Below are 24,664 nucleotides of genomic sequence, written 5' to 3'. Positions count from 1 at the left end.
ATTTGCTCCGGAAATCTTTTCTGGAGCAAATTATTCTCCCTGTTGCCCCGGGCGTCTGCTTTTTTATTCCACCCGACGCAGATAAGCCTTATCAATAGTAAAGTTAATTGTGTTATTGCCGATATTTTGTGGTTAGAAATAAGTTTTATGTGTTAGGTTATATTCACCATAATAATGATTATCTTTTCAGAGGCTTCTTTTAGTAAGTATGAAGGATTCAGACTTTTTCACCTGGCGACGGGATTGCTTCCTCCGGTTTCAGGAATTGACCTGTGCCGACGAGGTATATCAGGAACTTCAGCGACAAACGCAGGCGCTTGAATTCGATTATTACGCGCTCTGCGTGCGCCATCCCGTACCATTTACGCGGCCCAAGGTCTCGTTGCAAACCACTTATCCAAAGCAGTGGATGGCGCAATATCAATCCGCGAACTATTTCGCGATTGATCCGGTTTTAAAGCCGGAGAATTTCATTCAGGGTCATCTTCCCTGGACGGACGCATTATTCGTGGATGCGCAGGAGTTATGGCATAACGCACAGGATCACGGTTTACGCACGGGAATAACGCAGTGTCTGATGCTGCCTAATCACGCGCTCGGTTTCCTCTCGGTTTCCCGTACGAGTGTGCAGGATGTGCCGTACAGGCAGGAAGAAATAGAACTACGGTTGCAAATGCTGGTGCAAATGGCATTAACCACGTTGTTGCGTTTTGAAGATGGGATGGTGATGCCGCCAGAGATGAAATTCAGCAAGCGTGAGCGGGAAATTCTGAAATGGACTGCGGAAGGGAAGACGTCAGCGGAAATAGCGATCATTCTCTCCATTTCAGAGAATACGGTTAACTTCCATCAGAAGAATATGCAGAAAAAATTCAATGCACCCAACAAAACCCAGATTGCTTGTTACGCGGCGGCAACGGGACTGATCTGATTAGCGAGTACGTTCTGCGTGACAGACGAGCGGACGGCTGAATGCAGTGCATCCAGCCGTTTTTTGTTACTGGCGGTACGCTTGTTTAATTTGCTTAACGGTGTTTGCAAATACAGCCGATTCCGCCTGGTCTTCCATCTGCGCGATTTGCTTTTCCATTTTAATGATCACACGACCAGCATCAGCCTGGCCCATCGCCTGCAGCATCAGCGTCAGCAGTGCTTTCAGGCAGTTTACTTCCTGTGCCAGTTCCTGGTTATTCTCCGCAGTGGCAAATTCAGGTGTGCTCATTTATTTTCCTCATTATTAAACGGCGCTAAAGCGCGACGACGAAAGTCAAGGCGGCGGAGTATACCACAAGCTGTAGCAAAAAATGCAGCGGTTGTTTTTCGTACTTTTACTGCGCTGTTTATTTGCGTAAACTCCGCCAGGCGGTAGACTGATGCCCTGGTATGACTATTAATTGTTTATGAGTGGTTTGCTTACCGTTAATTATTGTTACAAAAATCTGAAAACTGTTTTCCCCGAAGAAAAGGAGCAAGGTTTTTGTAACTTTTTGAATACGGATGCTTAAAAAAAAGCGCAAAAGCCCTGATGGCAAGGACTCTCTTTCCACGGACTGTACAGGCTAATTTCCAAAAACGAGAGCAAAATCGAATAGCCGATTTTTTAACGTTTTAATCTTGTGAGGAAAACCGTTAATATAAACCAAATTATCACTCAGTAGCGTTATCCCTATTCTGGAGACATTTCCTTTGATCAACGTCCTTCTTGTTGATGACCACGAACTGGTGCGCGCAGGGATACGACGCATTCTTGAAGATATAAAAGGGATTAAAGTTGCCGGAGAGGTGTGCTGTGGGGAAGATGCCGTAAAATGGTGCCGCACAAACTCCGCCGATGTGGTGCTGATGGATATGAACATGCCCGGCATCGGTGGCCTTGAGGCAACGCGCAAAATTGCGCGTACCTTCGTAGATACCAAAGTCATCATGCTGACCGTGCATACTGAAAATCCACTGCCTGCGAAAGTGATGCAGGCGGGTGCGGCCGGTTACCTGAGTAAAGGTGCCGCTCCGCAGGAGGTCGTCAATGCCATCCGCTCCGTGTTTGCCGGGCAGCGTTACATCGCCTCTGACATTGCGCAACAGATGGCTTTGAGCCAGATCGAACCCGAGAAAAACGAGTCCCCGTTTGCCAGTTTGTCTGAGCGCGAATTGCAGATTATGCTGATGATCACGAAAGGTCAGAAGGTAAATGAGATCTCGGAACAGCTGAACCTCAGCCCGAAAACGGTGAACAGCTATCGTTATCGAATGTTCAGTAAACTGAACATTCATGGTGATGTTGAACTGACTCATCTGGCCATCCGACATGGTTTATGTAATGCGGAGACGTTGTTAAGTCAGTGAGTGATGTGTTCGATTCAAAAGCATTTCTGAAAACGGTAACCAGCCAGCCTGGCGTCTATCGGATGTATGACGCTGGCGGTACGGTTATCTATGTGGGGAAGGCGAAAGACCTTAAAAAACGCCTTTCCAGCTATTTTCGCAGCAACCTTGCCTCCCGTAAGACTGAAGCGCTGGTCTCTCTCATTCATAATATTGATGTCACCGTCACGCATACCGAAACCGAAGCCCTGCTGCTTGAGCACAATTATATAAAGCTCTATCAGCCGCGCTATAACGTGCTGTTGCGGGACGATAAATCCTATCCCTTTATCTTCTTGAGTGGCGATACCCATCCGCGTCTGGCGATGCACCGTGGTGCAAAACACGCGAAGGGGGAATATTTTGGTCCTTTCCCGAATGGCTATGCCGTGCGGGAGACGCTGGCACTGCTGCAAAAAATCTTCCCGATTCGTCAGTGCGAAAACAGTGTCTACCGTAACCGCTCGCGTCCGTGTCTGCAGTACCAGATTGGTCGCTGCCTGGGCCCCTGTGTTGCCGGGCTGGTCAGTGAAGATGAGTATGCCCAGCAGGTGGACTATGTACGCCTGTTCTTAGCCGGAAAAGACGATCAGGTGTTAACCCAGCTGATCGCGCGGATGGAAAAAGCCAGCGCCGCACTTGAGTTTGAAGAGGCCGCACGGATCCGTGACCAAATTCAGGCGGTGCGCCGGGTCACCGAGAAACAGTTTGTCTCGAATACCGGTGACGATCTCGACGTTATCGGCGTCTCCTTTGACGCAGGAATGGCCTGTGTTCACGTGCTGTTTATCCGCCAGGGCAAAGTACTCGGCAGCCGCAGCTATTTCCCCAAAGTGCCTGGTGGCACCGAGCTGGGGGAAGTGGTGGAAACCTTTGTCGGCCAGTTCTATCTACAGGGAAGCCAGATGCGAACGCTCCCCTCGGAGATCCTGCTCGATTTCAACCTTGACGATAAAACCCTGCTGGCCGATTCGCTTTCCGAGCTGGCGGGCCGTCGGGTCAACGTACAAACCAAACCCCGCGGCGACAGGGCGCGTTATCTGAAGCTCGCGCGGACCAACGCGGCGACAGCGCTGACCACAAAATTGTCTCAGCAATCGACGGTCAGCCAGCGGTTAACCGCGCTGGCAACGCTCCTGAAGTTGCCGGAAGTGAAACGTATGGAGTGTTTCGATATCAGCCATACGATGGGTGAGCAGACGGTAGCATCCTGCGTCGTGTTTGATGCTAATGGCCCGCTGCGCGCCGAGTATCGACGCTATAACATCACCGGCATTACGCCGGGGGACGACTATGCCGCCATGAATCAGGTGCTGCGTCGTCGTTACGGTAAAGCGATTGAAGAGAGCAAGATCCCGGATGTGATCCTGATTGACGGTGGTAAAGGCCAGCTTGGCCAGGCGAAAGCGGTATTTGAATCGCTCGACGTTGAGTGGGACAAAAACCATCCGCTGCTGTTAGGTGTGGCGAAAGGGGCCGATCGTAAGGCGGGTCTGGAGACGTTGTTCTTCGAACCGGAAGGTGAGGGCTTCAGTCTGCCGCCAGACTCCCCGGCGCTGCATGTCATCCAGCATATTCGCGATGAATCGCACGACCATGCTATCAGCGGGCACCGTAAAAAACGGGCGAAGGTGAAAAATACCAGTACTCTGGAAACCATTGAGGGCGTCGGGCCGAAACGTCGTCAGATGCTGCTGAAGTATATGGGCGGATTGCAAGGATTACTCAACGCCAGCATGGAGGAAATTGCAAAAGTGCCGGGTATTTCGCAAGGGCTGGCAGAAAAGATCTACTACTCGTTGAAACATTGAGGGCTCTGTAGCAACATAGAGCTAAATTTTACTGACAACAAATAGTTACCGTCACTATGCAATATAATATCCCTACGTTGCTCACTCTCTTTCGTGTTGTACTCATTCCGTTCTTCGTGCTGGCGTTTTATCTGCCGGTTGTGTGGGCACCTTTTGCCTGCGCATTGATCTTCCTTATCGCAGCGGTAACGGACTGGTTTGATGGCTATCTGGCGCGTCGCTGGAATCAAAGCACTCGCTTCGGCGCGTTTCTCGATCCGGTAGCGGATAAGGTCATGGTTGCTATCGCGATGGTGCTGGTGGCTGAACACTATCATACCTGGTGGGTGACGCTGCCTGCGGCAACCATGATCGGCCGTGAAATCATCATTTCTGCGCTGCGTGAGTGGATGGCGGAGTTGGGTAAACGCAGCAGCGTGGCGGTCTCCTGGATCGGGAAAGTGAAAACGACCGCACAGATGGCGGCGCTGGTCTGGATGCTCTGGCGTCCAAACGCCTGGGTTGAGTGGGCGGGAATTGGTCTGCTGTGGGTAGCGGCAGTGCTGACGTTGTGGTCAATGCTGCAATATTTGAACGCTGCGCGCGGGGATTTGCTTGATCAGTGATCGTTTCGCCGTAATTTTCAGCAAACGATCCAGGGAAGCAAAAAATAACGTTGACTCATAACGTCATATCAGTAGAATGCAACGCATCGAACGGCGGCACAGCAAGCCGGACGATAATGAAATCAAGTGTTTAGAAGTTGACTTGATGACATGCGGGAATAGCTCAGTTGGTAGAGCACGACCTTGCCAAGGTCGGGGTCGCGAGTTCGAGTCTCGTTTCCCGCTCCAGATTAAAGACATGCGCAGTAGCGGGTGTCAGTTAGAAAAGTTTTACGGCGCGTTAGCAAAGCGGTTATGTAGCGGATTGCAAATCCGTCTAGTCCGGTTCGACTCCGGAACGCGCCTCCACTTTCTTCCCTGGCCGGATGGTGGAATCGGTAGACACAAGGGATTTAAAATCCCTCGGCGTTCGCGCTGTGTGGGTTCAAGTCCCACTCCGGCTACCATGGGAAACAAAGAATAATCAAAGCAATAAGCAGTGTCGTATAAACCACCGAAAGGTGGTTTTTTTATTTTCTAATTTCACTCTCCCATTATTCCCACTTTTCGCAAGTACAGCTTACCGATTACATCATTGCGTCTACATATTGTTATGTTGCCCCGATACTGCAACGGAGTTGGTGTGTGGAATAAGGGGGATTATATAAGCATGTCAGGTATTGGTGAATGGCATGATGTTGGCGACAGCAGGTGTTCAGGAGAATGGAATGGGAGGGTAACCCTCCCGATTCGTTATTTTGCGAATATACAATCTCGCCCAGAAGGTGCACCCATTACTCGGATCATTTTTTTACAAATCACAGTGACCTGCTGTCCTTTTTTCAATGCTACGGCAGTAGCCTTTTCTGAGTTTTCCATCTCCATTCGTGCAGGCATGAACTGATTGTCTGTTTGTAAGCCGATGATAATTGAGTCTGTAAAATCTTTATCAATGGACTGAACAACCCCGTTGACTGAGATGAGCTTACCTTTCATGTTTTCATCGGTTGCGACTTCATTCTCTTCATAAGCTTTAAAAAGCTGTTTTGCGGAGGTCGTAAACACTTCTTTTTGCGGTACTGACTTCTGCGTATCCGCAACTGGTGCAGAAGACGAAGTCGCGCCTGCTTCCGATTTGTCGTTTTTACCGACGATATATCCCAGAATCATCAAAGCAATAAAGATATAAAAAATCCATTTAATAAATTTCTTCATGAAATCACCTGTTAGCTAATAGTTTTGCTGCGAAAATAATGTGAGAATTTCACCTTATTACTTTATCGCATAAGGACGCTTATTGCCTATAAAAAGAATTTACGCGAGTAAATTCTTTTATCCTGTTTCAGTGAAAGCATTGTTGTGGCTTAAAGGAGGATAAGTGCAGCGATATACGTCATGAAATGCCGCTGAATTGCCGATGTTACAGTATAAAGCTGGTTCAATGGTGCATGAACATCGTGTCGTCACACCCCACCCAAATACGCCTTCCTCACCTCCTGATTGCCCAGCAGCTCCTCGCCGCTGCCGCTCAGGCGGATCTGCCCGTTAACCATCACATACCCGCGATCGGAAAGCTTCAGCGCGTGGTGCGCATTCTGCTCCACCAGGAAGATCGTCATCCCGTTGCGGGCCAGCTCGCGCAGCGTCTGGAAAATCTGTTTCACCACAATCGGGGCTAAGCCCAGGCTGGGCTCATCCAGCAACAGCAGCGTCGGACGGCTCATCAGCGCCCGGGCGATAGCCAGCATTTGCTGTTCTCCGCCGGACAGGGTCATCGCGCGCTGTTTACGCCGTTCTTTCAGGCGAGGGAACAGATCGAACATCGTTTGCATATCTTCGGCCGCAAACTGGTTGCCAATCGGGATGGTCCCCATCAGCAGGTTCTCTTCGACGGTCATATCCGGAAAGATACGTCTGCCTTCAGGTGCCTGCGCAATGCCGCCGGAGGCGACGTAGTGGGTGGATTTATGGCTGATGTCTTCGCCGCGATAAAGGATCTGTCCGTTGCGGATACGCGGCTGGCCAAAGATGGACATCAGTAATGTCGATTTACCCGCGCCGTTTGCGCCAATCAGCGCCACGGTTTCTCCTGTATTCACTTCAAGTGAGACCTGTTTCAGCGCCTGAATCACGCCGTAAAACACATCCACCTCGCGGAAGGCCAGCAGCGGTTCGCTCATAGGGTGACCTCGCTTTCATCCGTGCCCAGATAGGCGGCAATGACCTTTTCATCATGCTGGATCTGCGCGGGTTTCCCCCTGGCAATCACGTCACCGTGGTCGAGCACGATAATATCGTCCGAAATCTCCATCACCATCCCCATGTCATGCTCAATCAGTAATACCGTGATGTCATGATGATCCCGCAGAAAACGAATGATGCTGCTCAGCTTATGCGTTTCAACCGGGTTTAGCCCGGCGGCAGGTTCGTCGAGACAGATCATCTCCGGTCCGGTACACATTGCCCGGGCGATCTCCAGGCGCCGCTGCTGACCGTACGACATCTCCCCCGCCAGGCGATTGGCACAGTCCACCAGATCGACCACTTCCAGCCAGTAGAAAGCTCTGTCGAGGGCGTCGCTTTCCGCCCGACGGTAGGCCGGGGAATTAACGATCCCGGCGAGCAGATTCCGGTTAACGCGCATATGCTGTGCGACCAGCAGATTTTCCACGACCGACATCTCGCGAAACAGACGGATGTTCTGGAAGGTGCGCGCCAGCCCGGCGCGGTTGACCAGGTGGGTTCCGCCAAACATTTTGTAGAACAGACGCTGCCCGAACTGCGCGGGGTTAATCCAGTCACCCGGCTGAAATTTTTGCCCGAGTACCTGAATGACGTTGGTCGTCTTATTGCGGCTGGTAAATAAAATATTGCCGCCGGAGGCTCTGTAGAAGCCGGTCAGGCAGTTAAATACGGTGGTTTTTCCCGCCCCGTTTGGCCCAATCAGGGCAGTAATGGAACCGCGCTGCACGTCCAGGTTGACGTCGTTTAGCGCCTTAATCCCGCCGAAGTGCATCATCAGATGTTCAACGCGCAATATCGTTTCGTTCATGGCGCGACGCCCTTACGCACGGCAAATCCGCTGCGGTTAATGCGGATCAAACCGCGTGGACGCCAGATCATCATCACCACCATCAGCATGCCAAACAGCAGGACCCGGTACTCGGCAAAACTGCGCAGCAGTTCCGGCGTGACCGTCAGCACAAAGGCGGCCAGCACCACGCCAAGCGTAGACCCCATGCCGCCCAGTACCACAATGGCGAGGATCAGCGCGGATTCAAAGAAGGTAAACGATGTCGGGTTCACGAACCCCTGATAGGTGGCGAAGAATACCCCGGCGATGCCCGCAGTCGATGCGCCCAGCGTAAAGGCCGAAAGCTTGACCAGCACATGATTGAGCCCCATGGAGCGACAGGCAATTTCGTCTTCCCGCAGGGCTTCCCACGCCCGGCCGATCGGCATCCGCGTCAGGCGGTGCTTGATATAGAGCACCAGCATTACCACCAGAAACAGCACCGTATAGATAAAGATAAACTTCATGTTCGGGTTATAGGTGAGGTGGAAAAACTCGTGAAAAGGCACGCCGCCTTCTTTTGCGCGTCGTCCAAACTCAAGGCCGAAAAAGGTAGGAGGAGGGGCCGACACGCCATTAGGCCCGCCGGTGAACGTCAGCCAGTTGTTCAGGATCAGGCGAATGATCTCCCCGAACCCGAGGGTGACAATGGCCAGATAGTCACCGTGCATGCGCAGTACCGGAAAACCGAGCAGGGCGCCCGCGGCAGCGGCCATAATGGCCGCCAGCGGCAGCATGCTCCAGAAGCCTAAGCCGAGATACTGATACCCCAGCGCCAGGCCGTACGCACCAATCGCATAGAAAGCGACATACCCCAGATCCAGCAAACCCGCCAGACCCACGACGATGTTCAGCCCCAGCCCGAGAAGCACGTAGATCAGCCCGAGAATGGCGACGGTCAGCACATATTTGGTGGCGACAAACGGGAAGCAAATGGCAACGGCAATCACCAGGGGAATAATCCAGCGCATGCGGCTTTTGTATTCCGGTGGCCGGACATAAACACCTGCGCTGTCGGCTTCAAAACGTGCCTGGAAACGTGCACCTGGGGCGGTACTTAAAAAAGCGCTCAGCAGAAAACGACCCAGCATAACGATGCCGACTATCCATGCGAGTCGCTGTCCGGCGAAGTTAAAGCTGTATCCGTCCAGCACCACGCCGGCAATCGGGCCAAAAATGATTAACGCAATCAGGCCGGAAAAAATGGCGTCCAGAATACAGCGCTTAAGCGAAAAGCCGTGAGAGGTCATCGTATTCTCCTTCACACTTTGGCGACAATCGGGCGGCCAAGCAGACCCTGAGGGCGAAAAATCAGGATCAAGACCAGCAAGCCAAACGAGAACACATCTTTATAATCGGAGTTCACCATGCCGGAAAATTGCGCCTCGGCGACGCCCAGAATCAACCCACCGAGCATCGCGCCCGGCAGGGAGCCAATCCCGCCGAGCACCGCTGCGGTAAACGCCTTAATGCCAATCACAAACCCGACGTAGAAATCAAAGGTGCCGTAATTCATGGTGATGAGCACACCTGCCAGGCCCGCCATGGCCGCACCAATGACAAAGACCAGGGAGATAATCCGGTCGGTGTTGATCCCCAGAATGGAGGCCATTTTACGGTCCTGCTGTACCGCGCGGCACATCCGCCCCAGCCGGGTATGGTTGATTATCCAGGTCAGCACCAGCATGCCGGCAAACGAGGCGACCAGGATAAATACTTTGGTATAAGTTATCTGCACAAAACCTTCGCCCAGATGCAGACGAAGTACGCCGTCGAGCATGGTTGGCACCCCTTGCTGGCGCGGCCCCTGGCTCAGCTGCGCGTAGTTTTGCAGGATAAGCGACATCCCGATGGCAGAGATAAGCGGCGCCAGGCGCGTAGAATTCCGCAACGGCTTATAAGCAATACGCTCGATGGTCCAGCCGTACACCCCCGTAACGACAATGGTGAATACCAGCGTTCCCAGTATCAGCAGGGGGAATGACTGCAGGCCGAAGAAAGAGAGTAGCGCCAGGCCAATGGCGCAGAGGTAAGCGGAAATCATATACACTTCGCCGTGGGCGAAATTGATCATCCCGATAATGCCATACACCATGGTGTAGCCGATGGCGATGAGGCCGTAGACGGAGCCCAGCGTTAAGCCATTGATTAACTGCTGCAGGAAGAATGTACTCATCTTAGCGCGCTCGTTTTATAGGCTGCACGTGGTGTGCAGCCTGATGTTTATTACGCGCCGGCAGGCAGGCCCGCCGACGTTGAGCGTGATTCCGTCCCGTTACTGCACTTCCTTATATTTTCCTTTGTCGTCCCACTGGTAAACCACGTAGTCGGAGACTTTCAGATCGCCCTTGCTGTCCCAGGCTTTTTTACCCATCACCGTGTCGACCGTATTCGCTTTTAGCCACTCGCTGGCTTTGGCGGAGTCCTTGCCGCCCGTGGCTTTAAACGCAGCAGCAATGGCCTGCACGGAAGCATAGGAGTAGAGGGTGTAACCTTCCGGTTCGAATTTAGCGGCGCGGAATTTCTCAATCACTGCTTTACCGTCCGGGATCAGGCGAGGATCTTTACCGAAAGTCATATAAATGCCGTTGGTATACTGTGGACCGCCCGCCGCCGTCACCATCTCTTCATTAACAATGCAGTCGCCGGAGAAGAATTTCGCCTGTACGCCCTGTTCACGCATCTGGCGAACCAGCGGACCGGCTTCCGGGTGACAGCCACCGAAGAACACCACGTCCGGTTTTTGCGCGCCAATCTTCGTCACCAGCGCGTTAAAGTCTTTTTCACCGCGCGATAACCCCTCGTACATCACATCCTTGACCCCGCGTTTCGCCAGTGCCGCTTTGGTGGCGTCTGCCAGCCCTTGCCCATAGGTGTCTTTATCGTGAATGATCGCCACGCGTTTGGCTTTCAGCTTATCGATGATGAAGTCGCTGGCAACTTGGCCCTGCTGGTCATCGCGGCCGCACATGCGGAACATATCGCTCATACCGCGTTCGGTGATCAGCGGGTTCGTCGAGCCGGGGGTAATGGAAATGATCCCCGCATCGCTATACACCTCAGAGGCGGGCATGGTCGATGAGGAGCAGAAATGGCCGACAACGGCGTTGACTTTATCCTGGTCGACTAAGCGGTTGGCGACAGCCACGGCCTGTTTAGGCTCGCACGCATCATCACCCTGAACCAGCTTGATTTTCTCACCGTTAATCCCGCCGGCAGCGTTAATATCTTCAGCGGCCTGCGTTGCGCCGTGCCAGTACTGATCGCCATAGGTGGCATTGGGTCCCGTAAACGGCCCGGCGACACCAATCACGATATCTGCGCGGGCGGAAAACGCCGTCACCAGACAACCAGCTAACACAAGAGACAGGGGAGTTCTGATTAATTTCAGCGACATTATTATGTTCCTTAGCAAAGAGGTTTTTGCACCACGGCGTAAACCTGAACGCCCAGGGCGCAGCCAATCCAAAACACGGGCAAGAACAAAATGCACTAAACGAACGGCATCCTGCATGATACGGCGAGGTTTCCATGCGCAGCGTCGCGCGAAGAACAGCAAGCAAAAACGTTGCCAGAATGGTTAACCCCTTGACGGGGTTATGACATCTTTGAGTATAGAGCGCCGCGTTCTGCCGCCCCGCGGCAGGAGAAGAAATTACAGCGGAGATCACATATCGTTAACATTAAAGCCCATAAGTTGTGCAAGGGTCACGATTTGCACACTTTTGCAGCAATAAAGACCTAAACTTCAGCCGGGAACGGCGTGAGAACTGTGTTAGGATCTTTTCCTTTTTATCAGGAGTGTCCGCGATGACGGAAGGTCCATTAAATGAAAGCGAAATGGCATGGCTGGAAGAGACTCTCATGTCTTACGGCCATGACGATGCGTCCGTGATTGATGTATCCGAACTGGACGGCATGCTTACCGCAGTGCTTTCCGGCCCTGTTGTCGTTGAGCCAGATACCTGGCTGGTGGCCGTGTGGGGCGGGGAGAAATACATTCCGCGCTGGAAAAACGATCGTGAAATGAACCGTTTTATCGATCTCTGCTTTAAGCATATGAACGACATTGCTGAGCGGCTGAGCGAATACCCGGACCAGTTTGAGCCGATGTTTGGATATAACGACGTCGACGGTGAGAGCTACACCGTGGTGGAAGAGTGGTGCTATGGCTATATGCGCGGCGTGGCGTTGACGGACTGGTCAGCCTTGCCGGAGTCTCTGAAGGCCGATCTCGAAGTGATTGCCCTGCACGGTACGGAAGAGAACAGCGAGAAGCTGGATGAACTGAGCGAAGCAGACTATATCGCCAGCATTGAGCGCATCCAGCCAGCGGCACTGCGTTTATATCAATACTGGGTAGATAACCCGCAGCAGCCGGAAGCAAAGAAGCCGATTGTGAACGGCACGAAGGTCGGGCGTAACGATCCGTGTCCTTGCGGCAGCGGGAAGAAGTTTAAGAGCTGCTGTTTGCATTGATAAAAAAGGGGCTAAAGATAGCCCCTTTTTTCTTAACCCACTTCCGGCAACATGCCGGCGGCAATCAATACCTGCACCAGAATAATCACCACCCCACAGCTAAACACAATGCCCAGCAGCGGTTTTCCTCCCGCCACGCGGTACCCCTGCTGAGGATGCTGCTGGCGGCTCTTCCATGCCAGCAGGGAAGGGAGTAACAGCGCCAGGATCGACAGCGCCACCCCGGCGTAACCCAGCGCCATCACAAACCCGCGTGGGTAAAACAGCGCAAACGCGAGCGGCGGCAGGAAAGTAATTCCCCCCGTCTGTAACCGCCCGCTAACCGTATTGCGACGCTGGAACAGGTCGGCCAGGTAATCAAACAGGCCGAGCGCCACGCCCAGGAACGAGGTCGCCAGCGCCAGGTCGGCAAACAGGTGGACCGCCAGCTCCACGTGAGGAGACGTGACGACCTCGCGCAGTGCCAGCAGAAAACCGTTCAGGCCAGCGTGCTGCGCCATGAGTCCAATAAAGGTTGAAGAGTCAATGCTGCCCAGCGTCACCAGTTGCCAGAAAATATAGGCGATGAGCGGGATCGCGCTGCCGATAACAAACACGCGGCGCAGCTTGCGAATATCACCGTTCATATAGCTGACAATACTCGGTACGCTGCCGTGGAAGCCAAACGAGGTGAAAATCACCGGGATAGCGGAAAGCGCGAGCCCTTTTTCCAGCGGCAGCGTCAGCAGATTAACCTTGTGCACGTGCGGTGCCAGCAGGACCAGCATGACAATCAGAAACAGAATTTTGGCGCTGAAGAGAAAACGATTGAACAGATCGACCAGCGAGGTCCCCACGCAGACCACGCCGCCGCCGATGAGCGCAAAGAAGATTGCCCCCGTCGCCGGGGTAATGTCAGAGCCAAACCAGTCATTGACGCTGGAGGCGATGAGCTCCCCGGCCCCGCTAATATACGCGGCAGTCAGGGCGTACATCAGGAACATCATGCTAAAGCCGGTTATCCACTGACCGTAGCGTCCCAGGTAGCGCGCCGCCAGTGAACCCAGACCGGTGTCGGCGGGCACGTGCTGGTAAACCTCAAGCAATAGCAGCGCGGTGTAACACATCAGCGCCCAGAGTGTGCCAAGAAGCAGCAGCGTCATCCCGAATCCCACACCTGCAGCAGCCAGGGGCATTGCCAGCATTCCTGCGCCAATCGTCGTTCCGGCGACGATAAAAATACTTCCCAGGGTTCTGTTTCTCACGCTTTCCTCTACAACGATGGTGAATCGCGACAATTTCTGCGGCGCAGAGTAAGGGAAAAGCCGTAATTCGTCAAATCACCGTTACAAGGTGCGTAATGAAATATTTACAGTTTAGGCGTACTGTGATCCTTAATGGGCCGATGCCTACTTCATAAGAGCAATATCACGGCGCAAATTTCAGGCGTAACGTAAACAACTCGTGCAAATAATAAAATAATGTGAGGGTTTTTTATGGCGGGGGAGAATCCATATACGGCTGCATGGAGCCGGGGAGGCAATCTGTTGTGCCATGGACACTGGATAATGAGCTGGCAGAACCAGCCTCTGACGCTGCCTGAGTCCCGCCGCGAAAAGGATATGGGCACCTGGGCAATCTATTCGGTTATTGATCCTGAAGATGAAACCTTTGCACAAGGCTTACAGGAAGATGAGTGGATTATCGAAAACGTTGACTGGCTGACAGACCTGTTTTTCGAGGTGGGTATTCCGCTTGAGACGGCCAGCTACCGCTATTTTTATCAGGCCGTCAATCCCCATGACTGGCGCTGTACCAGCTGCGCAGGATGTATGTAAATTAACGCGGTGCAGGAAACCCGCACCGCGTTGAAATTAATTTTGTGTATCGAGAGTGGAAAGTTCTTTATCAATAAAGTAAAGACCTTCACCTGATTTACCCACCAGGGATAATTTATCCAGCACGGATTTAAACAGCTTCTCTTCTTCATGCTGTTCTGCCACATACCATTGCAGGAAATTAAAGGTTGGATAATCCTGGCTGGTCATTGCCGCATGAACCAGTTCGTTAATTTTCTGCGTGATCAGCTGTTCGTGCTCGTAGGTGGCGCGGAACAGTTCATCGAGAGAATTATACTCGGCAAAAGGCGAGGCCACGGTCTCAATGCGCGGCAGGCTGCCGGTGTCGGTCAGATAATCAAACAGGCGCTGCATGTGGGTCATCTCTTCCTGCGCATGGCGACGCAGAAACGCGGCCGCACCTTCAAAGCTGTGGTAGCTGCACCAGGCGCTCATCTGCTGGTAGAGAAGGGATGAAAAGAGCTCAAGGTTCATTTGCGCATTGAGCTTGTCGATCATTTCAGTTTTCAGCATGGTGACGCTCCGGGTTATTATTACTGGTTCACAATGAGCGACACTATAATTTGTTATTTAATTATTTGCAAAACGTAAAATAAATATTCATTACTTCAAAATACGAATGGGAATAAAACGCATTGTCGGCATTATATTAATGCGAATTGTTTTTGTTCTTAGTTAAATAAAGTGCCAGCAAACGCTGGCAGCTTGGATTAATACCAGGGATTATTTGACTTAGGGTTAACGGCATAACCCATGCATTTATACTGAATGGTCACGCTTTCGTTAAGGCACAAAGAGCCGCTTATCAGCGTACAGGTTTTGACGGGTTGCCCGTAGGCAGACGCGGTGGCATACCCCATACCCTGGCAGGCTTTCACTGCGGTGCCGTTATTTACATATTCGTCAGACCAGGCATTTTGCAGCACGGCCTGACCGTAATCGAGGCGGACAATGCCGTTTGGTGCGTCGAGGCTACTGATTTCCGCCTGACGGTTAACGCTGCATCCCGCGAGCAGCAGGATCGTACCGGCTACGATGACTCTTTTCATGGTTCGCTCTGAGTGGATGGAGATACGTTATCGTACCCGCAGAGACGTAGCCCAATGCCAGGAATAGCCGGACGATCTGCCTTCTCTCTTTGATTTTGTTCGCGGTTTTGCTGGCTAACAGGTGTTGCAGTAAATTGAATTGTGATGCATGTCACAAAAACATTGATTTTTGTGATGGTGGTCATATTATAGGCGCATTGACGATAAAGCTGTATGACAAGTTAATGGAGCATCACAATGAAACTGCGCAAAATCCTCAAAAGTATGTGGGCCAATTACTGCCGCACCTTTAAAGACGTGCCGCCGGGCGCCATGTTCTGATAAAAAAAACCTGCTTCGGCGGGTTTTTTTGTCCCTGCTGGTGACGAAGGGGAGATGTCAGGGGCTGCGTTTTGATACTATGGCGGCCTTTAAATAAGGAGAAGCCCCATGTCACAAAACCTGAGCGCCGATCAGGAACTGGTCTCTGACGTTGTTGCCTGTCAGCTGGTTATTAAACAAATCCTTGATGTTCTGGATGTCATTGCCCCGGTTGAAGTCCGCGAGAAGATGTCCACGCAGCTGAGAAACATTGATTTCACCAGCCATCCTGCCGCCGCTGACCCGGTGACGCTTCGTGCGATCCAGAAAGCCATCGCGCTGATTGAGCTGCGCTTCACCCCGCAGGGCGAGTCGCATTAATATCTGCAAACGGGCGACCGCGTAAGTCGCCCGTTGATGCCTTTAAAAGAAAGTCTGTACCAGCAGGTAGCTCGCCGCACACGCGCAGCTCACACCGATTAACCCGGGCAGAATGAAGCTGTGGTTAATGATGAATTTGCCGATGCGGGTGGTTCCTGAGCGATCGAAGCCGATGCAGGCTAAATCACTGGGATAGGTCGGCAGAACAAAATAGCCGTATGACGCCGGGAAAAAGGCGATCAGCATTTTTGGATCGATCCCCAGCATCAGCCCCATTGGCGCCACGGCCGTCAGGGCAGCCGCCTGGCTGTTCACCAGCTTCGACACCAGGAAAAGCACGATGGCATACGTCCACGGATGGCTTTTCACCACGCCTTCCAGCGCCAGTTTTAACTCGTCGAGATGCGCCTGGAAAAAGGTATCGCTCATCCACGCCACCCCGAACACCGAGAAAATCGCCACCATACCGGCCTTAAATACCGCGCCGTTAGAAATGGCTGAGGCATTGACCTTGCAGGCCATCAGCATCACGGCACCGGCAATGAGCATCATCATCTGAATGACCAGGTTCATCGACAGCGCCGTTATTTTGCCTTTCAGCTCGAAGGCGGGGCGCAGTTCGGGGAAGGCCCCGAGCAGGACAACCACGGCAATACCGGCAAAGAAAATCCAGGTCGACCAGTAAGCCTGCTTCGGAAAACGTTGATTCATTAACGTCTCCGTACCGCCATAGATAAACTCACGCTGCTTTGGATCTTTTAGTTTTTCCTGAAACTCCCTGTCGTCAGACAAATCTTTCCCGCGGCGTAAACTCCACAGGGCAGCAATGGCGACACCAAAAAGTGAAGCGGGAACCGACACGGCGAGTATTTCCAGGATCCCCCACGCGTGACCGATCCCATGCTGGGCGGCCAGGATGGAGACCAGCGACACGACGGCGACGGAAACCGGTGATGCCGTGATTGCCATCTGCGATGCTACCGATGCCACGGCCATTGGGCGCTCGGGTCGGATCCCTTTTTTCAGGGCGATATCCGCAATGATGGGGAACATGGTGTAGACCACATGGCCGGTACCGCAGAGAAAGGTCAGCATCCAGGTGGTAAACGGGGCGAGAAGCGTGATGTGCTGCGGATGTTTGCGCAGGAGGCGTTCGGCAAATTGCATCATGACATTGAGCCCGCCGGCAGTTTGCAGGGTGGCTGCACAACCAATCACGGCGAGAATGGTCAACATCACGTCAACCGGCGGCTTGCCGGGCTGGAGACCAAAGACAAAACACAAAATAAAAAGGCCAATCCCGCTGATTAACCCAAGCCCCATGCCGCCGAAACGTGTACCCGTCAGCAGGCAGAGGAGAATGACAATAAACTCAATGGTGATCATGCTGCTCCCTCGTCAATGATTATGTAATTAAATAAATCATTACATGTTGTGTGGTTAATCATTGGGAGCGAGATCTGATTTGTTAAATCTCAGCAAAAGCAGAAGGTTGGCGCAGGGAAGGTAACCTGCTCCGAACGGGAGCAGGTCAAAAGCGTCAGTGATGCTGCACTGTGACAATGTCGAGCAGGTGGCGATCGGTTTGTTCCGGGCACAAACCTGCCTGTTGCGCATTATGGATCTCGTCCGCAAGGGTTTTCAGCAGCATTCCGTCCTGCTGCTGCTCTTTATCCATATCGCGCAGGAATTTCAGCGTGGTCATGTCATGCTGCGCTCTGGCTTCATCGGCCAGCTTGTTGAGCGTCGTGCAACGCTGTTCATACTCTTCCAGCGTCTTTTCAAACAATTCTTCCAGAGAAGAGTAATTATCGTTGATCCCCTCCAGGGCTTTAACAACCGGGTTTGCTCCCGCCGCTTTCAGGAAATTAAAGACGCGCATCATGTGGGTGACGTTGCTTTGGGCCTGTGAACGAAAGAACGTGGCAGAGCCCGTAAGGCTTTTCTCGGAACACCACGCACTGAGGTAAAGGTGCAGATTTGAGGCGTAAAACTCAAGGTTCATCTGCGCGTTAAGTTTTTGCATCATCGTTTGGGTAGCCATACTCATATCCTTATAGACTGTGGGACGTGATGTCCGTTGCTTAACCTGAGCGCCAGGCAAATACGAAGAAATAGAGCAGAAAAAGAGATTCTGCAGTGCCAAAGCTGACCGAAATTCACTTCCTGTGTTCGATATAAATAAGCATACCGTTGTCTTTAATTTAAGAAAAGTCTTAATCCCGCTGTTTTTACCATACATTACAAAATTTAATATAGTACAAATATGCAAATAGATTCCCATGAAATGAAATCTCACTATCTTACTGATAATAAAGAGATAGTCTGTTTTTAGTGCTGCGATTTGTGTTTCGGGAGTATTGCGCCGGAATAATTATCTGGGAAAACAATTAATACAGATAATTCATTTCGCATATATGATGTTTCATTAAAATTGCGCTAAATCAATTTTTGCCGGGGAATATATTTTCAGCGCGAGTGTGTTTTTTTGATGGAAAGCAGGATGTTCCTTTCAACCCTTAGCCCCGGCGTGACAGGTCTAATGGCATCAGGGACTTCTTAGCTAATCTTATGGATAATTCTGCTCACACCTCGTTTATTTGTCTGACAAATCCTGCCTTTTTTATGTCATTTTTCGCTGAATTTATGTACGCAATTACTGTAATTCTGCGGTGTGATGAGGCTCTCTTATGGATGATTAATTTCCCGCTAAAACTATCACCAGCAATAACGCTTATGACGAGGTAAGCGCTAATGCCTTGTTTTAAGTCCGATTAAATAAGAAGCACGCAAATATTCCCTACAGAAAAGAATGCTAAAGCTGGAGTTAACCATGCACAAATTTACTAAAGCGCTGGCGGCCATCGGTCTGGCTGCCGTTATGTCACAATCCGCTATCGCTGAGAATTTAAAACTCGGTTTTCTGGTAAAACAGCCCGAAGAACCCTGGTTCCAGACCGAGTGGAAATTCGCAGATAAAGCCGGGAAAGATTTAGGTTTTGAAGTGATTAAAATCGCCGTGCCCGACGGTGAGAAAACGCTGAACGCCATCGACAGCCTGGCGGCCAGCGGTGCAAAAGGTTTTGTTATCTGTACACCGGATCCGAAACTGGGGTCCGCCATTGCGGCGAAAGCCCGCGGTTATGACATGAAAGTCATTGCCGTTGACGATCAGTTCGTGAATGCCAAAGGCAAACCGATGGACAGCGTGCCCCTGGTCATGATGGCGGCGACCAAAATCGGCGAACGTCAGGGTCAGGAACTCTATAAAGAAATGCAGAAACGCGGCTGGGATGTGAAAGAGACCGCCGTCATGGCCATTACCGCTGATGAGCTGGACACAGCACGTCGTCGCACGACGGGCTCAATGGACGCGCTGAAAGCGGCCGGTTTCCCGGAGAAACAGATCTATAAAGTCCCGACCAAATCCAACGATATCCCGGGGGCATTTGACGCCGCGAACTCCATGCTGGTTCAGCACCCGGAAGTGAAGCACTGGCTGGTGGTCGGTATGAACGATAACACCGTGCTGGGTGGGGTCCGTGCGACAGAAGGCCAGGGCTTTAAAGCGCCCGATGTGATCGGAATTGGCATCAACGGCGTTGACGCCGTCAGTGAGCTTTCCAAAGCGCAGGCCACCGGCTTCTACGGTTCTCTGCTGCCAAGCCCGGATGTCCACGGCTACAAATCCAGCGAAATGCTCTACAACTGGGTAACCAAAGGCGCTGAACCGCCGAAATTTACCGAAGTGACCGACGTGGTGCTGATCACCCGCGACAACTTCAAAGAGGAACTGGCGAAAAAAGGACTGGGCGGTAAGTAATACGCTGTGATTGTGCCCCTTACTCGCCGTAAGGGGCCAGACGTACAGACTACAGGAATCACGGAGTCGTTATGCAACAGTCTCATCCCTATCTCTCTTTTCGCGGCATCGGGAAAACGTTCCCCGGTGTTAATGCGCTGACCGATATCAGCTTTGACTGCTATGCCGGACAGGTTCACGCCCTGATGGGGGAAAACGGAGCGGGGAAATCCACGCTGTTAAAAATCCTCAGCGGCAACTACGCGCCAACAACCGGCACGCTGGCTATTCGCGGCGAAGAGATGGCCTTCGCCGATACCACGGCGGCGCTTAATGCCGGGGTGGCCATTATCTATCAGGAATTGCACCTTATTCCCGAGATGACCGTGGCGGAAAATATCTATTTAGGCCAGCTTCCGCACAAAGGCGGCGTGGTGAACCGTTCGCTACTTAATTATGAAGCGGGGCTGCAGCTTAAACATCTTGGTCTGGATGTCGATCCCCAGACGCCGCTGAAATATCTCTCCATCGGCCAGTGGCAGATGGTTGAAATTGCCAAGGCGCTGGCGCGCAACGCCAAAATTATTGCTTTCGATGAACCCACCAGCTCGCTCTCCAAGCGTGAAATCGAAAACCTGTTCCGCGTGATCCGCGAGTTGCGACAGGAAGGACGCACCATTTTGTATGTCTCGCACCGTATGGAAGAGATATTTGCCCTGAGCGATGCCATTACCGTCTTTAAAGATGGGCGCTATGTGCGCACCTTTAGCGATATGCAGCAGGTTAACCATGACCAGCTTGTTCAGGCGATGGTCGGGCGCGATCTGGGCGATATCTATCACTGGAAGCCGCGCGAGTATGGCCCTGAACGCCTGCGGCTGGAAAACGTGAAAGCGCCAGGCGTGAGAACACCGGTTTCATTATCCGTCCGCAGCGGCGAGATCGTCGGGCTGTTTGGCCTGGTAGGGGCGGGGCGCAGCGAATTAATGAAAGGCTTGTTCGGGGGGACCCGCATTTCCGCAGGGCGGGTCTCCATCGACGGTGAGCGGGTTGATATCCAGAAACCCGCCCACGCAATCAGGGCAGGAATGATGCTCTGTCCGGAAGACCGCAAAGCGGAAGGGATCATTCCGGTACATTCGGTGCGTGACAACATCAATATTTCCGCCCGCCGTAAGTTTATTCGCGCGGGTTGCCTGATAAACGACAGCTGGGAGTCGAGCAATGCCGACCACCATATTCGCTCGCTGAATATTAAAACGCCCGGCCCGGAACAGCTGATTATGAATTTGTCAGGGGGGAACCAGCAGAAAGCCATTTTAGGCCGCTGGTTGTCGGAAGACATGAAGGTCATTTTGCTGGATGAGCCGACGCGCGGTATCGATGTGGGCGCAAAACACGAGATTTATAACGTGATCTATGAACTGGCAAAACGCGGCGTGGCGGTACTTTTCGCCTCCAGCGATCTGCCGGAGGTGCTTGGCGTTGCCGACCGCATTGTGGTGATGCGTGAAGGCGAAATCGCCGGTGAATTACTTCATGAACAGGCGAATGAACAACAGGCGTTGAACCTCGCCATGCCTAAAGTCAGCCAGGCAGTCGCCTGAGTAAGGAGTTAATGATGTCCTCTGTTACTACATCCGGAGCGCCGAAGTCGGCTTTTAGTTTTGGTCGTATCTGGGATCAGTACGGCATGCTGGTGGTCTTTGCCGCACTTTTCGTCGCCTGTGCGATCTTCGTCCCTAACTTTGCCACTTTCATTAATATGAAAGGATTGGGCCTGGCCATTTCCATGTCCGGCATGGTGGCCTGCGGTATGCTGTTCTGTCTGGCCTCCGGTGATTTCGACCTGTCGGTGGCCTCTGTTATTGCCTGTGCGGGCGTGACCACCGCCGTGGTGATCAACATGACAGAAAGCCTGTGGATTGGCGTGCTGGCGGGTCTGTTACTCGGCGTGCTTAGCGGCCTGGTGAACGGTTTTGTCATTGCTCGTCTGAAGATTAACGCCCTGATAACCACGCTTGCGACGATGCAAATTGTGCGAGGTCTGGCCTATATCATCTCCGACGGTAAAGCGGTCGGGATTGAAGACGAGCGCTTCTTTACGCTAGGTTACGCCAACTGGCTGGGCCTGCCTGCGCCAATCTGGCTCACCGTGGCCTGCCTGATCCTGTTCGGCTTCCTGCTCAACCGGACCACGTTTGGCCGCAATACTCTGGCGATCGGGGGCAATGAAGAAGCCGCACGTCTTGCCGGTGTGCCGGTGGTGCGTACTAAGATTATTATCTTTGTCCTCTCGGGACTGGTTTCTGCCGCCGCCGGGATTATTCTGGCCTCGCGTATGACGAGCGGCCAGCCAATGACCTCGATTGGTTATGAGCTGATCGTCATTTCTGCCTGCGTTTTAGGGGGTGTTTCCCTCAAGGGTGGCATCGGAAAAATCTCATATGTGGTGGCCGGTATCCTGATTTTAGGGACGGTAGAGAACGCCATGAACCTGCTGAATATTTCGCCGTTCTCTCAGTACGTGGTGCGTGGTCTGATCCTGCTGGCGGCGGTGATATTCGACCGTTACAAGCAAAAAGCAAAGCGTACCGTGTAACCCCGACGCTGACTTTTTATTGCTCAACTTATAACCATAGTTGACCCCTGAACCGCCTCGCCAGTTTTGCTGGCGGGGCGGTTGTCAAATGGCGAGCCCCATCACACTGTCTATACTTACATGGCTATGAAAGAGGTAAAGGCGTTTACCTCTCATCAACTGTAAGGAGGAAAAGGGTGGCTGACTCGTTAACCGCACCGCCTGTACTGCCCGGAAAATATGCTTTCTTTTTTGACCTCGACGGGACGCTCGCCGGGATCCAGCCGCATCCTGACGACGTGGTCGTACCGGATACGGTGCTAGAGAATTTGCAGCAGCTCTCTCGACTGAACGAGGGCGCATTGGCATTGATTTCAGGGCGCTCAATGGCCGAGCTGGATGTGCTCGCCAGTCCTTACCACTTTCCGCTAGCCGGTGTACACGGAGCGGAGCGCCGCGATATCCATGATCAACTGCATGTTGTATCACTCCCCGATACCTTAATTCAGGCGTTACACACTGAACTCTCCTCGGCGCTGGCGTCACTCCCGGGTACGGAACTGGAAGCGAAAGGCATGGCATTCGCCTTGCACTATCGGCAGGCACCGCATCACGAAGCAGCGATATTTTCGATTGCCCGTAGCGTGGCCGATGCACACCCGCAGCTCGCGCTGCAGCCGGGGAAGTGTGTCGTTGAGATAAAACCTGAGGGCATTAATAAAGGTGCTGCTATTGCGGCGTTTATGGCGGAACCGCCATTTAAGGGACGTATACCGGTATTTTTAGGCGATGATCTGACCGACGAGGCCGGATTTCGCGTGGTGAATCAGGCCGGAGGGATCGCCGTTAAGGTGGGGCCTGGTAACACTGTTGCAGAATGGCGTCTGGCAAATGTCGACGCCGTCTGGCAGTGGATATCTGATATCGCTAACCAGCAACAACAACAAATAGCGCAAAACAAAGGGGGAAACCATTATGGGTCGCTTAGTCGTCGTCTCTAACCGAATTGCACCGCCTGATGATAAAAAATCCAGTGCAGGTGGCCTGGCGGTAGGGGTGTTAGGTGCCTTGAAAGCTGCTGGTGGGCTGTGGTTTGGCTGGAGTGGTGAAATCAGTGAAGAAGAGAAACCGCTTAACAAAGTGACGCGTGGGAATATCACGTGGGCATCCTTTGCGCTGAAAGAGAAAGACTATGACGAGTATTACTCGCAATTCTCCAACGCCGTGCTGTGGCCTGCGTTTCATTATCGTCTTGACCTGGTCAAATTCCAGCGTGAATCCTTCGAAGGCTACTCGCGCGTCAACGCGCTGCTGGCGGATAAACTGCTGCCTCTTATAGAGGAAGACGATATTTTATGGATCCACGATTACCACCTGCTGCCCTTCGCCCGAGAGCTGCGTAAAAGGGGAGTAAACAACCGGATTGGCTTCTTCCTGCACATACCGTTCCCGACGCCGGAGATCTTTACCGCACTGCCGCCGCATGAAGCGCTGCTGGAGGGGCTGTGTGATTACGATTTATTGGGCTTCCAGACCGAAAATGACCGCCTCGCGTTCCTGGATTCGGTGTCAGGTAAAACGCGACTGATGACAAAAGGCGGCAAGACCCATACGGCGTGGGGAAAAACCTTCCACACCGAAGTGTATCCGATTGGGATTGAACCCGACGAGATTGCGGATCAGGCTTCCGGCCCGCTGCCGCCGAAGCTGGCGCAGCTGAAGAATGAACTTAAGCATGTGAAGAATATCTTCTCGGTAGAGCGTCTGGATTATTCCAAAGGGCTACCGGAACGCTTCCTGGCCTATGAAACGCTGCTGGATAAATACCCTCAGCACCACGGTAAAATTCGTTATACCCAGATAGCGCCAACGTCGCGCGGTGAAGTTCAGGCCTACCAGGATATTCGTCACCAGCTGGAAACGGAAGCGGGGCGCATCAATGGTCGCTATGGTCAGCTTGGCTGGACGCCGCTCTTTTACCTGAATCAGCATTTTGACCGCAAAATCCTGATGAAAGTCTTCCGCTATGCAGACGTGGGGCTGGTCACCCCGTTACGTGACGGGATGAACCTGGTGGCAAAAGAGTATGTGGCGGCTCAGGACCCGGCGGACCCGGGGGTACTGGTGCTTTCCCAGTTTGCCGGGGCGGCGAATGAGCTCACGTCAGCGCTTATCGTGAACCCTTACGATAGGGATGACGTGGCTAATGCCCTCAACCGCGCGTTGACCATGCCGCTGACGGAGCGCATTTCACGCCATGCTGAGATGATGGAAACGATCCGTAAGAACGATATTAATCACTGGCAGGCGCGTTTTATTCAGGATCTCCGCGAAATAACGCCGCAAAGCCATGAAGGCGATCTGCAAAAAAAGATCGCAACATTCCCTAAACTCGCCTGATATTC

General features: G+C 52.5%; 26 protein-coding genes and 3 tRNA genes. 16 read left to right on the top strand and 13 right to left on the bottom strand.

The genetic code is table 11. The features are described 5' to 3' along the window. Window positions 1–208 precede the first annotated feature (208 nt). Window positions 209–931 carry a transcriptional regulator SdiA gene (sdiA, locus tag A4308_RS18330; RefSeq protein ID WP_047625769.1) on the top strand — a complete coding sequence of 241 codons (723 nt, stop codon included), beginning with the start codon at window positions 209–211 and terminating at the stop codon, window positions 929–931. A gap of 66 nt (window positions 932–997) precedes the next feature. Here the strand turns inward: sdiA and A4308_RS18325 are convergent, their stop codons facing one another. Both A4308_RS18325 and A4308_RS23030 read right to left on the bottom strand, forming a co-directional pair. Then, window positions 998–1,222, bottom strand: coding sequence for a DUF2594 family protein (locus A4308_RS18325; protein ID WP_014832453.1), 225 nt, complete (start codon window positions 1,220–1,222; stop codon window positions 998–1,000). Window positions 1,223–1,247: 25 nt separating this feature from the next. After that, on the bottom strand, window positions 1,248–1,301 hold the full coding sequence (locus A4308_RS23030; RefSeq protein WP_418885776.1) for a hypothetical protein: 54 nt from the start codon (window positions 1,299–1,301) through the stop codon (window positions 1,248–1,250). A gap of 385 nt (window positions 1,302–1,686) precedes the next feature. Here A4308_RS23030 and uvrY point away from each other — a divergent pair, with 385 nt between their 5' ends. From uvrY to A4308_RS18295, 6 genes are all read left to right on the top strand, one after another. Next, window positions 1,687–2,343, top strand: a complete 657-nt coding sequence (gene uvrY / locus A4308_RS18320) for a UvrY/SirA/GacA family response regulator transcription factor (protein WP_023330806.1) — start codon at window positions 1,687–1,689, stop codon at window positions 2,341–2,343. After that, window positions 2,340–4,172: an excinuclease ABC subunit UvrC gene (gene uvrC, locus A4308_RS18315; protein ID WP_014884376.1), complete on the top strand. Its 1,833-nt coding sequence runs from the start codon at window positions 2,340–2,342 to the stop codon at window positions 4,170–4,172. Before uvrY ends, uvrC begins: the two co-directional genes overlap by 4 nt. Before the next feature lie 56 nt (window positions 4,173–4,228). After that, window positions 4,229–4,777 (top strand): CDP-diacylglycerol--glycerol-3-phosphate 3-phosphatidyltransferase, encoded by a 549-nt coding sequence (gene pgsA, locus A4308_RS18310; protein WP_008500348.1) that lies wholly within the window; start codon window positions 4,229–4,231, stop codon window positions 4,775–4,777. Window positions 4,778–4,929: 152 nt separating this feature from the next. Continuing rightward, window positions 4,930–5,005, top strand: a tRNA-Gly gene (locus tag A4308_RS18305). Window positions 5,006–5,051: 46 nt separating this feature from the next. Next, window positions 5,052–5,125: transfer RNA gene (locus A4308_RS18300), tRNA-Cys, on the top strand. An 11-nt stretch (window positions 5,126–5,136) separates the two neighbouring features. Beyond that, window positions 5,137–5,223 (top strand) — tRNA-Leu (locus A4308_RS18295). Between the two features lie 286 nt (window positions 5,224–5,509). On the opposite strand, the gene A4308_RS18290 is transcribed toward A4308_RS18295, so the two are convergent. The 6 genes from A4308_RS18290 to A4308_RS18265 form a co-directional block, all read right to left on the bottom strand. Beyond that, window positions 5,510–5,971, bottom strand: a complete 462-nt coding sequence (locus A4308_RS18290; protein WP_014884375.1) for an OB-fold protein — start codon at window positions 5,969–5,971, stop codon at window positions 5,510–5,512. Between the two features lie 248 nt (window positions 5,972–6,219). Next, a complete protein-coding gene (locus A4308_RS18285; RefSeq protein ID WP_045135357.1) occupies window positions 6,220–6,936 on the bottom strand; it encodes an ABC transporter ATP-binding protein in 717 nt (238 codons plus the stop codon). Further along, complete coding sequence (locus A4308_RS18280; RefSeq protein ID WP_014884373.1) at window positions 6,933–7,808, bottom strand: ATP-binding cassette domain-containing protein; 876 nt, start codon at window positions 7,806–7,808, stop codon at window positions 6,933–6,935. Before A4308_RS18280 ends, A4308_RS18285 begins: the two co-directional genes overlap by 4 nt. Then, window positions 7,805–9,079, bottom strand: coding sequence for a high-affinity branched-chain amino acid ABC transporter permease LivM (livM, locus tag A4308_RS18275; protein ID WP_023337448.1), 1,275 nt, complete (start codon window positions 9,077–9,079; stop codon window positions 7,805–7,807). Before livM ends, A4308_RS18280 begins: the two co-directional genes overlap by 4 nt. 11 nt (window positions 9,080–9,090) lie before the next feature. Further along, entirely contained in the window at window positions 9,091–10,005 is a 915-nt protein-coding gene (locus tag A4308_RS18270) for an ABC transporter permease subunit (RefSeq protein WP_014884371.1), read from the bottom strand. A 99-nt stretch (window positions 10,006–10,104) separates the two neighbouring features. After that, window positions 10,105–11,226, bottom strand: coding sequence for a branched-chain amino acid ABC transporter substrate-binding protein (locus A4308_RS18265; RefSeq protein ID WP_014884370.1), 1,122 nt, complete (start codon window positions 11,224–11,226; stop codon window positions 10,105–10,107). Window positions 11,227–11,639: 413 nt separating this feature from the next. Here A4308_RS18265 and A4308_RS18260 point away from each other — a divergent pair, with 413 nt between their 5' ends. Continuing rightward, window positions 11,640–12,308 (top strand): YecA/YgfB family protein, encoded by a 669-nt coding sequence (locus A4308_RS18260; protein ID WP_023330747.1) that lies wholly within the window; start codon window positions 11,640–11,642, stop codon window positions 12,306–12,308. Between the two features lie 32 nt (window positions 12,309–12,340). Here A4308_RS18260 and tyrP read toward each other — a convergent pair whose 3' ends face one another. Continuing rightward, window positions 12,341–13,552 (bottom strand): tyrosine transporter TyrP, encoded by a 1,212-nt coding sequence (gene tyrP, locus A4308_RS18255; protein WP_063308695.1) that lies wholly within the window; start codon window positions 13,550–13,552, stop codon window positions 12,341–12,343. Between the two features lie 231 nt (window positions 13,553–13,783). Here tyrP and A4308_RS18250 point away from each other — a divergent pair, with 231 nt between their 5' ends. After that, complete coding sequence (locus tag A4308_RS18250; protein WP_063308694.1) at window positions 13,784–14,125, top strand: hypothetical protein; 342 nt, start codon at window positions 13,784–13,786, stop codon at window positions 14,123–14,125. Between the two features lie 36 nt (window positions 14,126–14,161). Here A4308_RS18250 and ftnA read toward each other — a convergent pair whose 3' ends face one another. Together ftnA and yecR are read right to left on the bottom strand one after the other, a co-directional pair. Then, window positions 14,162–14,659 carry a non-heme ferritin gene (ftnA, locus tag A4308_RS18245; RefSeq protein ID WP_014884366.1) on the bottom strand — a complete coding sequence of 166 codons (498 nt, stop codon included), beginning with the start codon at window positions 14,657–14,659 and terminating at the stop codon, window positions 14,162–14,164. Window positions 14,660–14,856: 197 nt separating this feature from the next. Continuing rightward, on the bottom strand, window positions 14,857–15,195 hold the full coding sequence (yecR, locus tag A4308_RS18240) for a YecR family lipoprotein (protein WP_014884365.1): 339 nt from the start codon (window positions 15,193–15,195) through the stop codon (window positions 14,857–14,859). Window positions 15,196–15,432: 237 nt separating this feature from the next. On the opposite strand from yecR, the gene azuC reads away from it, so the two are divergent. Together azuC and A4308_RS18235 are read left to right on the top strand one after the other, a co-directional pair. Continuing rightward, window positions 15,433–15,516 (top strand): stress response protein AzuC, encoded by an 84-nt coding sequence (azuC, locus tag A4308_RS22580; RefSeq protein ID WP_014884364.1) that lies wholly within the window; start codon window positions 15,433–15,435, stop codon window positions 15,514–15,516. Between the two features lie 108 nt (window positions 15,517–15,624). Beyond that, complete coding sequence (locus A4308_RS18235) at window positions 15,625–15,876, top strand: DUF2766 family protein (protein WP_014884363.1); 252 nt, start codon at window positions 15,625–15,627, stop codon at window positions 15,874–15,876. Between the two features lie 42 nt (window positions 15,877–15,918). Here A4308_RS18235 and A4308_RS18230 read toward each other — a convergent pair whose 3' ends face one another. Continuing rightward, a complete protein-coding gene (locus tag A4308_RS18230; RefSeq protein ID WP_063308693.1) occupies window positions 15,919–17,262 on the bottom strand; it encodes an anaerobic C4-dicarboxylate transporter in 1,344 nt (447 codons plus the stop codon). Between the two features lie 154 nt (window positions 17,263–17,416). Continuing rightward, window positions 17,417–17,920, bottom strand: coding sequence for a non-heme ferritin-like protein (locus A4308_RS18225; RefSeq protein ID WP_014884361.1), 504 nt, complete (start codon window positions 17,918–17,920; stop codon window positions 17,417–17,419). Window positions 17,921–18,709: 789 nt separating this feature from the next. Here A4308_RS18225 and araF point away from each other — a divergent pair. The 5 genes from araF to otsA all read left to right on the top strand — a co-directional run bounded on the left by araF (window position 18,710) and on the right by otsA (window position 24,659). After that, a complete protein-coding gene (araF, locus tag A4308_RS18220; RefSeq protein WP_008500409.1) occupies window positions 18,710–19,699 on the top strand; it encodes an arabinose ABC transporter substrate-binding protein AraF in 990 nt (329 codons plus the stop codon). 71 nt (window positions 19,700–19,770) lie between these two features. After that, window positions 19,771–21,285, top strand: coding sequence for an L-arabinose ABC transporter ATP-binding protein AraG (araG, locus tag A4308_RS18215; RefSeq protein WP_045281455.1), 1,515 nt, complete (start codon window positions 19,771–19,773; stop codon window positions 21,283–21,285). A 14-nt stretch (window positions 21,286–21,299) separates the two neighbouring features. Continuing rightward, window positions 21,300–22,280, top strand: coding sequence for an arabinose ABC transporter permease AraH (gene araH / locus A4308_RS18210; protein WP_014884358.1), 981 nt, complete (start codon window positions 21,300–21,302; stop codon window positions 22,278–22,280). A gap of 176 nt (window positions 22,281–22,456) precedes the next feature. Further along, complete coding sequence (gene otsB / locus A4308_RS18205) at window positions 22,457–23,260, top strand: trehalose-phosphatase (protein ID WP_045281454.1); 804 nt, start codon at window positions 22,457–22,459, stop codon at window positions 23,258–23,260. After that, window positions 23,235–24,659 (top strand): alpha,alpha-trehalose-phosphate synthase, encoded by a 1,425-nt coding sequence (otsA, locus tag A4308_RS18200; RefSeq protein ID WP_014884356.1) that lies wholly within the window; start codon window positions 23,235–23,237, stop codon window positions 24,657–24,659. The genes otsB and otsA overlap by 26 nt, the downstream gene beginning before the upstream one ends. Window positions 24,660–24,664: the final 5 nt, after the last annotated feature.

Origin of the sequence: Enterobacter sp. ODB01 (assembly GCF_001623605.1) — a bacterium.
Lineage (GTDB): Bacteria > Pseudomonadota > Gammaproteobacteria > Enterobacterales > Enterobacteriaceae > Enterobacter > Enterobacter kobei.
This window is presented reverse-complemented; position numbering and strand designations above follow the sequence as displayed.